11 protein-coding genes and 1 riboswitch are annotated in these 12,249 nt (G+C 50.5%); of the genes, 4 read left to right on the plus strand and 7 right to left on the minus strand.

The window, feature by feature from the left end; translation table 11 throughout:
- Window positions 1-277 precede the first annotated feature (277 nt).
- Together JOE21_RS16805 and JOE21_RS16810 are read right to left on the minus strand one after the other, a co-directional pair.
- Window positions 278-775, minus strand: a complete 498-nt coding sequence (locus JOE21_RS16805) for a small multi-drug export protein (RefSeq protein ID WP_309868527.1) — start codon at window positions 773-775, stop codon at window positions 278-280.
- Between the two features lie 132 nt (window positions 776-907).
- Window positions 908-1,297 carry a hypothetical protein gene (locus tag JOE21_RS16810; protein WP_309868529.1) on the minus strand — a complete coding sequence of 130 codons (390 nt, stop codon included), beginning with the start codon at window positions 1,295-1,297 and terminating at the stop codon, window positions 908-910.
- A 140-nt stretch (window positions 1,298-1,437) separates the two neighbouring features.
- On the opposite strand from JOE21_RS16810, the gene JOE21_RS16815 reads away from it, so the two are divergent.
- Entirely contained in the window at window positions 1,438-1,899 is a 462-nt protein-coding gene (locus JOE21_RS16815) for a MarR family winged helix-turn-helix transcriptional regulator (protein ID WP_309868531.1), read from the plus strand.
- A 48-nt stretch (window positions 1,900-1,947) separates the two neighbouring features.
- Window positions 1,948-2,694 carry a membrane protein insertase YidC gene (yidC, locus tag JOE21_RS16820; protein ID WP_309868532.1) on the plus strand — a complete coding sequence of 249 codons (747 nt, stop codon included), beginning with the start codon at window positions 1,948-1,950 and terminating at the stop codon, window positions 2,692-2,694.
- Window positions 2,695-3,221: 527 nt separating this feature from the next.
- Here the strand turns inward: yidC and JOE21_RS16825 are convergent.
- Window positions 3,222-4,292: a class I SAM-dependent methyltransferase gene (locus JOE21_RS16825; RefSeq protein ID WP_309868533.1), complete on the minus strand. Its 1,071-nt coding sequence runs from the start codon at window positions 4,290-4,292 to the stop codon at window positions 3,222-3,224.
- A 158-nt stretch (window positions 4,293-4,450) separates the two neighbouring features.
- On the opposite strand from JOE21_RS16825, the gene JOE21_RS16830 reads away from it, so the two are divergent.
- Together JOE21_RS16830 and JOE21_RS16835 are read left to right on the plus strand one after the other, a co-directional pair.
- Window positions 4,451-5,734, plus strand: a complete 1,284-nt coding sequence (locus JOE21_RS16830; protein WP_309868534.1) for an MFS transporter — start codon at window positions 4,451-4,453, stop codon at window positions 5,732-5,734.
- A gap of 414 nt (window positions 5,735-6,148) precedes the next feature.
- A complete protein-coding gene (locus tag JOE21_RS16835; RefSeq protein WP_309868720.1) occupies window positions 6,149-6,703 on the plus strand; it encodes a phosphatase PAP2 family protein in 555 nt (184 codons plus the stop codon).
- A 54-nt stretch (window positions 6,704-6,757) separates the two neighbouring features.
- On the opposite strand, the gene JOE21_RS16840 is transcribed toward JOE21_RS16835, so the two are convergent.
- From JOE21_RS16840 to JOE21_RS16855, 4 genes are all read right to left on the minus strand, one after another.
- Window positions 6,758-7,462 carry an MgtC/SapB family protein gene (locus JOE21_RS16840; protein ID WP_309868535.1) on the minus strand — a complete coding sequence of 235 codons (705 nt, stop codon included), beginning with the start codon at window positions 7,460-7,462 and terminating at the stop codon, window positions 6,758-6,760.
- Between the two features lie 9 nt (window positions 7,463-7,471).
- On the minus strand, window positions 7,472-8,470 hold the full coding sequence (mgtE, locus tag JOE21_RS16845; RefSeq protein WP_309868536.1) for a magnesium transporter: 999 nt from the start codon (window positions 8,468-8,470) through the stop codon (window positions 7,472-7,474).
- A 206-nt stretch (window positions 8,471-8,676) separates the two neighbouring features.
- Window positions 8,677-8,843, minus strand: a riboswitch (M-box (ykoK) riboswitch).
- Between the two features lie 314 nt (window positions 8,844-9,157).
- The gene (locus JOE21_RS16850; protein ID WP_374709410.1) at window positions 9,158-10,360 is read right to left on the minus strand and encodes a peptidase MA family metallohydrolase; all 1,203 of its coding nucleotides are present in this window, start codon (window positions 10,358-10,360) and stop codon (window positions 9,158-9,160) included.
- A 550-nt stretch (window positions 10,361-10,910) separates the two neighbouring features.
- Complete coding sequence (locus tag JOE21_RS16855) at window positions 10,911-12,233, minus strand: NCS2 family permease (RefSeq protein WP_309868539.1); 1,323 nt, start codon at window positions 12,231-12,233, stop codon at window positions 10,911-10,913.
- Between the last annotated feature and the right edge of the window lie 16 nt (window positions 12,234-12,249).

Below are 12,249 nucleotides of genomic sequence, written 5' to 3' on the forward strand. Positions count from 1 at the left end.
CGCTTCTGTTGTCCGCCTTTCGGCGTGCGCCACTCTCTTGCGGCGACAAGATCTATCTTATCAAATCCCAGCGATCTTGTCAACAACTTTTTTCTTGCTTGTTTCGGCTGTGACCATTCTTGTCGAAGCCTGTCCCGTGTAAGGACAAATAATAATGTATCACGGTTGCATTCAACCGTCAAGCATTTTTTTCGGAGAACGAGAAACCTTAAAATAAGGCACCGGCGGCTTCGCCACCGGTCCATTTCTCGTGTTCCGTTTATCTCCTCGTTCTTAATTAGAGTGTAACGGAAGGGAGCCATTGGAAACCTGCCAAAGCGGCGGCAGTCATAATCATCGTCCAGAGAGCCAAACTGATCAACATCCAGCTTCCCACCGCGTTTTTTCCCGCACGAAATGCCATCGCCAAAGCGGCGGCAAAGTGGGACCCGAGCAGAACCGGCCCCAGCAAGGCCAACCCCGGAAGCCCGTACTTCCGAAACATACGCGCAGCCCGCTCCCGTTTTTTTCTGCGGCGGTCCGGTTCTTCACCGCCTCCTTCTGACTGTTCTCCTTCCACCCGGAAAAAGCGCCGAAACCACGGACGCCGACCCAGCCAGTCAAAGAAAAAAACAATCCCCAACACCGGCAACGCATTCCCCAAAAATGTGACCAGGGCGACCGCCACCGGATTTAGCCCCAGCGCAATCCCTCCCGGCACCACCAAAATCAATTCCAACCAAGGGGTGGCTGCCATAAAAAAAAGCGTGAAATAAAGCCCCAGTGTCTCCCACATTCCCATCCGCCTCCCGGTACTTATATATTGTATATATGTATATTAACAGTATAATCACTTTGACCGCAAGCCCATTTGTTTTCTAATGAAGAAAACGGGCAGCCCCTTTTGAGCCCCCCTTTATGGAAAGGATCATAACAACCTGATCGCCAACAGGATTCCGACGCCTCCGTATATCAAAGTAAACCTCAGGTTCCACCAGGTGATTCGGTACGGATTGGTTCGGGTCAAGTCGTTCATCATCGTCACCGTCGTATTATATGTACCGGCAGCATCGGTGGCCAGATTGGCCGTCAGCAGGACGATGGCTACGCTCAACGGGTTTAGTTCCGTTAACAACGGTTGAATCAGTACCCCCTGCACGCCGATGGTAACCAACGGATGGACGCCTACAAACGTCAGCACCAGTGAAGAAGCCTGTATCATCACAAACAGAATCAGGGGGGATTCCACCAACCATAGGACAGACCCTTGATTTAATGAACGAAACGGGCAGCCTTCATCCTCGCCCGTCCTCTTCACACTCCGGTCACACGCTTTCAATTTCGCGATCCCATCCCTGCTGCCCCCATCATAAAACGTTCACAGTCATTTATCTTTATCACAAAGATAATAGGGTAGTATGGTAAACAAGTATCATGGAAGGGGAGGGGTTATATTCAATGTCCTCTGACATCCAATTGGATCCCCACATTGAAAAAATGGACCGGGTTTCCGAAAACATTGTTCACTTTTTAAGCAAGCAAAACGAAGAAGAATTGCCTTTTAAGCCGACTTCCACCAAACTCATCTTGCTCCGGACCTTGTCGGAAAAAGAAAAGTGTACCGTCAATGAATTATCGGCAAGGACCGGCTTGACTTCAGGCGCGACAACGCTGGCTTTAAATCGGCTGGACCGGGAAGGCTTGATCCAGCGCATCCGGGACTCTTCCGACAGAAGAGTGGTGTGGGTGAAGCTGACCGAATGCGGTCAGGCGTTGGTGAAAAACATTCTTTTGCGGCGCCAGGAAATGTGGGGACAAATATTAAAAGTTCTGACTCAACAGGAAAAGGAAATTTTTATTCAGCTAATGGATAAGATTCATGATGAACTGAAACAATCCACCCATCCCCCATCGTTTTAAAGCCATTTGTTTGGATGTGAAATCCCTCATGGCGGAAGGAGATTTACCATGCAAAAGCGACATTTATTCATGGCCCTATCCTTCGTGGCCTTGATAATCTTCACCACCGGGTGCTCCCCGAACGCAAATATGATGCAGCCGATCAACCCTGAAAAGGGCAGTTTTTGGGAAGTATTCCTCGTCTATCCGTTGATCCTGACACTGGACTGGTTTCAAGGATTTCTAGGGAATTACGGATTGTCCATTCTTGTTGTCACATTGTTGGTACGGATCCTGTTGCTGCCTTTGACCCTGAAACAAACCAAGAGCTCACAGGCCATGCAACTTCTGCAACCGGAAATGACCAAGCTTAGGGAGAAGTATAAGGATAATCAACAAAAGCTGCAGGAAGAGACCATGAAACTGTTCCAGAAGCACAAGGTGAACCCGATGGCGGGATGTGTGCCGGCCCTGATCCAGATGCCGATCCTGATCGCGTTTTACCAAGCCATTATGCGTGATCCCCTCATTGCCAAATCCACGTTTCTCTGGATGCAGTTGGGCCAACCCGATCCATACTTCCTGCTGCCGATGATAGCGGCAGGCACCACCTTTCTGCAATCCAAGTTAATGATGGCGAAAAGCGGAACGCAAGTCAATCATCCGCTTCTCATCATCATGCCGCTTATGATTCTGGTTTTGGGAATCAATTTCCCCTCTGCTTTGGCACTGTATTGGGTATACGGAAATCTGTTCTCCATCGTGCAGTATTTCTTTATCCAACGTCAGCCCCCTTCCATTGCATCCACCACTTAACCCGTATAACCAACAACAGCCGGTTTGCATCATGTAAACCGGCTGTTGTTGCTCTTGATCATTCAGCCCAGCCACTTTTTTAACCGCAGGAATGCGTTGAACCACGAGCCAATCAAACAGGAAGACGACCAGGAGGGAGACTCCCACCAACGGAAAGAAAATTCCCAGAGCAATCAAAATACCCAACGCTGTTTTTTCCGCCTTGGAATACCCGTTTTTTTAGAGGAAACTCCCATCTTCCCGACAGGCTTGCGTTTCCACCATAGGATGACACCCGTCACCATAAAACCGATCCTAACCGGTAGGAATCGGTTTATCTGTATATAGAATCACACGGATGGCGCCTAACCAAAAACGATTTCATTCACTGGATGTAACTGGACTTCTCCTGTATCAAGTTTTGTGACCCCCCCGTCGAGAAGACGTGATTCAAAAGGCTGACGGTAACCCCGTCAGCCTTTTGAGGGATTGATCGTATCCTCACAAATCCTATTGGGTGGTTGGGCTAATGGAAATTCCAACTCTCCTCACCTAGGCTTGGCCACAATCCCGTTGTGTACCTTGATAAAGCCATGCCTTACGATGTCAAAGCCGTTTTCATACACATACAGGCCCATCTGACGGATGTTCATCAACTCCCGATATGTATAATTCATCACATCCGCCATGATCTTATAATACAGCCGCGACTTCCATTGATCCCGCGGAGTGGTCAGGATCGTATATCCTCCCGGCTTCAAAAATTGACGATGCCACTCCATGACTTCCGGTTTGTATGAGTCCGGAAAATGTTCCAACAGCCCCACACTGATCACGATATCGAATTCCTTGCCAAAGGGCAGGTTGCGAATGTCATCCACCATGTAGTGAAGATTCATCTGCTTTTTGTACCAAACCTCCGGCTGACCCGTCGCCGGGTCGGTGCCGAGAAAGGGATAGGTTTCCGGAAAGTGTCCGAATCGGTCCGTCGCGCAAAAGGCATCGTAATCCACAAGAACGGCTTCTCCCCCGGGATACATGGCGGAAAGCTGCATGGCTTCATACCCCTCAGCCGCTCCCAGGAAAAGGATGCGCGGCTTGTGGACATCCAACCCTTGAAACAAGGCTCGCTTTCCCCGTGGATCCCAGATCCCGTCTTCCACGCGCTGGACATAGTTCCAAAGCGACAGATGGATGTAACGGCCCAGGGCTGCCTTCACCTCAGACCATCGAAACCGGGCCAGATGGGCTTTCAGATCGTGTTTGACTTCCCCCAATTCCCGGGGAACGTCTTTGACAAACCACTCATGAAAGGATCGGTTAAAATACTCCCACGACGTCTGGACCGGCATATCCTCCTGGTGTTTCGCTTCCCATTCCTGTCTCCCCCGTGCTCTGTCTTCCACCCGATACGGTTTGCCTACGTCCTTCCATCTCACTTGGGACCAGTCACTCACTTGATTGGCATCGAAGAACCGATCCAGGCTGGTTGCATCCGGATTCCGTAATTCCACCCGATAACGGGGCATCAGTTCGGTTAACCCGATATGTGCTCTTGAATAGGGGTGCGTGTCACTCGCGCTCTCGCCGGAAGCCATTCGTTCCGCTTGCCAACCCATCCGCCATTCCTCCCTAAGTCCGTATTATTCAGATTATTTATTCTTTTCATATCCCATCTCCTGCATCCGGATCAGACCTACCCCAAAAGCCTCCCATGTGATATATTTATGATTGCGAAATTTTCGTTGTTTAAAATGATTCAGGAGAGAACCCATCCATGACCTTTTGGAAAGCATATATTCAAAATTTCCGCGGATTTGACCGTAATATCCGCCTCTTTTTGTTTGCCAGCTTGTTCAGTCAAATCGGGATGGGTGTTTTCATGGTGATGTACAACCTGTACATTCAAGCATGGGGATATCCTGAAAGCGTAAACGGACAGGTCATTTCCATGACTTCCTTGGCCACAGCCATCGCTCTTATTCCTGCCGGGTTACTTAGCGACCGATATGGCCGAAAATCGATCTTGCTCATCGGGGGACTGGTAATGGCGTCCACTTTGTTGGTCCGGGCGGTGGTGGAAACACCGTTCTGGATGATTACAATGGCCTTTTTCACCGGATTCTTCATGGCTTTTTTGCAAGTGGCGGCCATCCCCTTCCTGGCTGAGCACTCGGACCCTTCTCAGCGAATTCACCTGTTCAGTATGAACTTTGCGGTGATTACCTGTGGGCAGGTAATCGGCAATGTCGGCGGCGGAGTCTTGACCGATTTGTTTCAGTTCGTCTTCCATTTTTCCGAATTGAAAAGCTTACAAACCACCCTGGGGATTGGGGGACTGCTTAGTATGGGTGCTCTCCTCCCTCTAGTCCTTCTGCGGGAACGACCTCGCCCCACGGTTTCACGCTCCTCGTCCTCACTGGGATTTCGGTGGCACGATAAAAAAGGACAGCTGAAATTGATCGGAAAGTTTACGCTTGCCAGTGCCATTACCGGCTTTGGTGCCGGGATGGTGATCCCTTATCTCAACCTGTATTTCAGCGATCGTTTTGACGCCAGCCATTCCGCCGTCGGAGTCGTCATCTCCCTGGGCCAGGCAGCCACGGCGTTGGCAATCATTATCGGGCCGTTGGTGGTCAGCCGGATGGGTGAAGTGCGAGCCGTGGTGTTTTTACAGATGGCTTCCATCCCCTTTTTATTGCTGACCGCTTTCAGCCACAATTTTTACTGGGCTACCTTCGGTTTTTTGATGCGCCAAGCCCTCATGAATGCAGGCAACCCCATCATTCAATCGATGGTGATGGCCCGGGTGGATGACGACATGAAGGGATTTGCCAACAGCGTCAACCAGATGGTGTTTATGCTGGGTTGGGCGTTGATGGGCCCCATCAGTACGGGAATCGTCGCCCATGGAGGTTCCTATTGGGGCTATGCCCAAGTCTTTTGTGTGACGGCGATTTTATATGTGGTGGGGTCGGCATATTTTTATTGGACATTCCGTTCCAAATCTCAATCCCGGCCAGGTCCTGAATCGCAAACGATCCCGCCTCTGAAAGGGTAAAAGCTTAGAACGTGTCTGAACAATCTGCAGGGCAAAAAACCGGGTCGGTATGGCCGTCTTCCTTTCGTCGCAAAAGGCGCATCGCGAGACCGGGAAATCAAAGTGACCTAGGCGAGAAGGTGTATGTACATGGAGAACGCTAATCGGGATCATTCCTCGGAGAGCGAAGATATTACCCCCGAACACCGGCGATGGATCGGATTCTACCCCTCAAGCTTCCCAGATAGGCCGTTCGGTGATCCCTCTTTTCGACCGTAAAGGCCCTCTTCATCCAAAAAAGTCCGGATCGCTTTTCCTGACTTTTTGTTGTTAGACAATCTTAATGAGGGGTTGGATAGATCCAATTGCTTATGCAGCAATTGATCTTTACAGATTATTTACATTCTCACAACCAATCCTTCATAATGACTGTGGATATACAAAGGGGAGAGAGAAATGGATTACCGCCTTTTCGAATGGATCAATGGGTGGGCCGGAAAATACGGTTGGTTGGACCTCTTGATGATCGTAATGACGGATTATGGGCCTTATTTATTCGCCATCCTGTTAGGCGTCCTATTGTTATTAAAAAAACATCGCAGCGGCGGGATCCTGGCGGGTTGCACACTGGCATTGGCATTATCCTTCAGCTTTATGATCGGGCAGCTGTGGGAGCGGGCTCGACCTTTCGTCACCCATGACAATGTGAACCTTCTTCTTTCTAAAGAACCGAATGCTTCGTTTCCCAGCGACCATACCACCGGTGCGTTTGCGATCGCTTTTGCACTCTGTCATTACAATAAAACCCTCGGGAATATCCTGTTGATTTTGGCTTTGCTGATTGGAATCTCTCGGCCCTATGTGGGACACCACTATCCTGGTGACGTCTTCGCCGGAATGACAGTCGCATTTCTTGCGGCGCAACTCGTCCAGTACGGAATGAAACGGTTTCGTGCTCGCTCCGCTAACGTATCTGAAACTGCTTCGTAAATAAAAAAGACTCGCCTCCTTTTTCAATAAGAGAGGCGAGTCTTTTTATAACCTTCATCCTAGCTCATACCTAGTCTCATTACATTTGCTCCAGCCCACAGCTGTAATCCCCGTTTCCAGGCTCAACAAGCCTACGATTTCCTCAATAACGGTATCTTTTCGCTCCGAACTGTGGAGATGGGCTTTTACTACCACCTTCTCCGTCCCCTCAATGTCTTCGCTGTACAATTTTCGCAAACCCACCGAACGCGCATTCACCATGTGCATCAGCATTACGCGAATATGGACCTCATCCCTTTCCAAACAGGTGGTGCTAACCAAGTAGTCTGCTTCGGAATCCGTTGGTCCGGATCGGGAATTCATTTTGAAAGCGATGGGACGCAGGATGACATTTGCCAATATAATGATTCCCGCCCCACTCATCGCCTGCCAATAAAAGCCAGCGCCGGATAAGGTTCCTACCGCACCCGCACACCACAAGGTGGCAGCTGTATTTAAGCCGCGGACACTGAAACCGTCTCGGATGATGACTCCCGCCCCCAAAAAGCCGATGCCACTGACCACTTGTGCCGCCACACGGGTGGAGCTGACTTCATCCACCACCATGACAGAGAGCAACACATACAAGGCCGCTCCGAGTGAAACCAGCACATTGGTGCGCAATCCCGCCATTCGCTGTCTCCATTGTCGTTCCAGACCAATCGCAGCGCCGGCAACAAAGGCAACAAATAAGGGAATCCAACCTTCTTCCCACCCCATGGTCATCACCTACAATCCCAGATACCAGTTAGCGATGGAAAAGTAAATCAACACCCCCGTGATATCTGCCAATGATGTGATTAAGGGTGCGCTGGCAGTAGCGGGATCCATGTTGAATTTATTGAGGAGGAAGGGCAGGGACATTCCCAGCAAGCTGCCTGCCAATACTACTAAAATCATCGTCATGGAAACGATCAGCGCAATATCCATTCCTCCGCGATACACACCGATCACAGAGACCGCCAAAGCCATGGTGGCTCCCAACAGACCGGCAGTAACGACTTCTTTCCCAAATAACTTCATCCAGTCCCGCATGGTAATATCCCCTGTAGCTAAGGAACGAACCATCAGCGTAGCTGCCTGGGAACCGGCGTTCCCGCCACTGTCCACCAGCAGTGGCAGAAAGAAGACGAGAGCGATGGAAGCGGTGATGGTATCTTCAAAATAGGCGATTCCGGCACCGGAAAATAGATTCATAAAAACCAGAATCACCAACCAGCCGATTCTTCTGCGGTACAAAAAGAATGGAGAGGCTTCCTTGATATTTTTTCCCAGAGTGATCACCGGGGCCATCTTATGAAAGTCCTCCGTCGTCTCTTCCTGAACCACATCCAACACATCATCCAGGTGGATCACGCCGAGCAGTCGCCCATCACTGTCTACGACAGGCGCTGTGAGTAGATCCCGCTTTTTCATCACACGAGCAATTTCTTCTTGATCCAGATCAGCCGGAATAAAGAGAATATTAGTGGTCATAAAATCAGCAACCACTTCCTCTTGATTGCGTCGAACCACATCCCGCAACGAAATGACACCATGAAGAGCACCGGTTTCATCTACTACATACAGATAGTGGATAAACTTTTGCTCCTCTCCGTATCTCCGTATATGAGCAATCACCTCATCCACTGTTTGATCCCACCATACATACAAAAAATCATCTCTCATCAAGGCACCGGCGGATTCTTTTGCGTAGGATTTCTGTTCTTTGGTGAGCCCGATTGTCATCGTCTATTCCTCCTATGGCCCAAGACCCACCATGGAGAGTGGGAAATGGATCGTTTTTTTGTACTGTCCGGGAAAAATAGTTGTTTGCATCTCGATCCAGGTTCAAGACTGCTATCCATTTCCACCACCCCCTTACGCATGAAAAAACACCCTCAACGAATGAGGGTGTTTGATGTATCGCAAATACAAAACATCACCAAATAGGCGCGTCTCCCCAAATCGTTGAGCTTTAGCACTGTGCGGCATAGGAGGAACCTCCAGCTACATTAGAAACCACCTTATGTCGATAGTTCCTGTTGACCCATTGGCGTCTTTCGACATTTTTGGGCAGCAGCGTATCTCCACACAGGAGCCTCACCTAACGAGGAAAATATTTGATGTTTTCCGAGGAAGATTATATACCCATCCCATCCACCTGTCAATAAACAATAATGTCAGCTTCCGTCAATCATCTATTTTTCTTATAATCCCTTGTTTTCGCCCAACCGCTCCCCCTCTCTCTCTCATAAACTATGGTGATTAATTAGTAAAGGGGGATTAACATGGATGGTCACTTCGGCCTGAGACGGCTGTTGTTGTTCCTGTTGGTGATCGCCACTATTTTCGCTCTGGTTCTGCCTTTCGACAAAAAAAGATTCGATTTCTGCTAATGCCTTTACGAGAAAAGCCCCTTTACCGGGGCTTTTCTCACGGGGCATAGTTCATCCCGTTTAATCCGGACTCGTTTCGAAAGGGATCTTTCTTCTCTATTTTCATCCAGTTGAGCCATTCTCGCTCCAGCTCACTTAACGTCATGCCGGTCACTTTTTTTAAGGCATCCCGCGTCCGTTGATTTGATGTCTCCATTTTATCCGCTCCGTCCCGATCAATGGTGGGATGAAGCTCCAGAGTAGACCAAATCCTTTTAACAGAGGTTTGCCCAAATCGGTGAACAATGAATCGAAACAATTGGTCGCACTGGGTGTAGTAGTCGGCGGCTTTGTCCGGGGGAAGCGATTCCAGGCGTACCTGCTCCAACTCTTGCAGGGACCAGCGGGGAAGGGGGCGATCGGTTTCATCCTCCTGAATCAGACCGGGTAGGAGGTGAGATTGGTAGTATTCCGCCGCACCCTCCTGCAACCAATAGGCGGCATTATCCCCGCTTTGCTCACTTACCATTCGGTGTGTTAATTCATGCACGACCGTAGACGAGAGGAGGCGACGGTCCGTATAAGAATCGGCTCCCACCAATTTGATCGCCTGCCCGGCCTCATGCCACCCTCCGGCCCACCGGGGAAGAGACGGCTTCACCGATTGACGGAACACTTCCGGATCGCGGTAAATTTTGATCTCCACCTGCCCTTGGGGACTCCATCCCAGTTGTCGTTGGAACTCCACCAACGCTTTGCTTGCCGCCTCCTGGACGATGAGGGCTTGCTCCTGCTGCGCAGGATCCGAATAACGGACGAGAACGTTTCCCTGCGTAAGATGGTGAAAGGGGTGATCGGAATCCTTCCAACCTGTGGCAGTTTCCTGTAACGACAGGGGAAATCTCACTCGATGCCAGGTACCGTTTTTGCGGTATCCCTGCTCCACCCAAGCACGAAGCTGGTGCTCCCGTTCCGGAATGAGGGAAATGAGCCGCAATCGATAGGTCCCGGGATCCATCCAACGAATGGCGTCATCAAACCAACGTGACTGTTCTTCTACATATGTATGATTAGCAGGATTGAGAACGGATAAGTAGGCAGCTCGATTCCCCTGATTAACCGCATCCTGTTTCTGTCGGATTAAACGGGAAGCCGCTTCAGATGCCGACTCCACTGGGTCTGCTGCCTTCACAACAGAGGGAACCATCACCGCTGTCAACATCAGGAGCAGGAGCGCCACCCTCACTCCCCTCCATCGCATACTCACCACCGTCATCGCCTCCATTTCATCATCTGTCCTAGTCTAAAACGAAAGGGATGGACCTTATGCATAAAAAGAAAAAAGCCTCCGTTTGAGAACGAAGGCGAACCGTCTGCCAAATGAAGCGCTGATCCCTATTATAGATAGCGAGCGAGAAAACCCAGCCCTTTAGGTTGGGATGAAAGCGAGCGTCTGTCGCTGTGGCTACAGAGAGGATCGGGATCTCAACGCGCGCGAAACATTCTTCATCGAGCCATCGTACCGGAAAATAAGGTTAACTAGTGCCCCTTCTACCAATATCGATCGTGTTTACGTGGAGGGAGGCTTGGTTTTCCGGCGGAGTCGACTCTGCCACGCATGGAGCGAAGACGGAAAACCAAGCCGACCGACTTGTTCGCGTAAAGGCCATGAAAAACAGATCGAAGTTACCTGAAGGGGCACTAGCTTGAAATCGAACGTTTTTAGGCTCGGGCGGAGCCTTCGGGAGAGAGTAGCGGGTTGCCGCACCCCATGATCCGAGAAGCCCACGGCTTTAGCCGTGTGGAGCAAGTCACATACTCCCCATAAACAGAAAGCGGGCGATAAAGATGACCGCCAATATATACAAAAGGGGATGCACCTGCTTCGCTTTGCCGGCGAACACCTTGGCCAACGGATACAGAATGAATCCCAAGGCGATTCCGGTTGCGATACTGAAGGCCAACGGCATAATCAAGATGGTGAGAAAAGCGGGCACGGCTTCCGTGAGGTCGTTCCACTCGATCTCCTTCAGGCTGGAAGCCATCAGAACACCGACGATGATCAAGGCTGGCGAGGTGATGGCTGCAACCGAGGCAAAAGTCTTTACCAGCGGAAAGAAAAAGATGGACAACAGGAATAATCCGGCCACCGTCACCGCGGTCATCCCAGTCCGGCCGCCGGAAGCCACACCGGCGGAGGATTCAATGTAGGACGTAACGGTGGAGGTTCCCAGAGCCGCTCCGGACATGGTGGCGACGGAGTCGGCCGTTAAGGCACGACCCGCACGGGGCAGCTTGTTGTCCTTCATCAAACCGGCCTGGTTGGTCACTCCCACCAGTGTCCCTGCCGTGTCAAAGAGATCCACGAAAATGAAGGCAAAGATGATCGCAAAGAATCCAAGTTCTAATGCCCCCAGGATATCCATCTGCATCAAAGTAGGCGCCACACTTGGCGGAGCAGAAAAAAAGCGATCGGGCAAATCCACCACCCCCGTGAACATCCCCACGACAGCGGTACCGATCATCCCGAAAAACACGGCACCCTTCCATCCACGGATCATCAACAACAGGGTCAAAACCAAACCGAACAAAGTTAACAGCGGACCCGGCTGCATCAGGTTTTCGTTGAGCGCAACCGTGGTGGCCTCACTGGCCACGATTAACTCCGCATTTTTTAGTCCAATAAACGCGATGAACAAACCAATCCCGGCGGACACCGCATGTTTTAATCCTCTAGGAATCGCATTGATAATCGCTTCCCGCAGCTTGGTCACCGTCAGGATGAGGAAAACCACCCCGGAGATAAAGACTGCACCCAAAGCGGTCTGCCAAGGCACTCCCATACCCAGCACCACGGTATAGGTGAAATATGCATTCAGCCCCATCCCTGGTGCCAACGCGATTGGATAATTGGCCAACACGCCCATCAACAGGCTCCCGATCGCAGCTGCCAACGCAGTGGCCACAAAGACCGCACCAAAATCCATTCCGGCTTCGTGGCCCAACAGAAAGGGATTGACCAGCAATATATAAGCCATGGTCAGGAAAGTGGTGGCTCCGGCCAAGATCTCCGTACGCAAATGGGTCTTGTTTTCACCAAAGCGGAAGAATCGGGCCAATATCGATTGATCCATCTTGAAAGCTCCTTCG

This window comes from Desmospora profundinema, from assembly GCF_031454155.1.
GTDB classification, from domain to species: Bacteria; Bacillota; Bacilli; order Thermoactinomycetales; family DSM-45169; genus Desmospora; species Desmospora profundinema.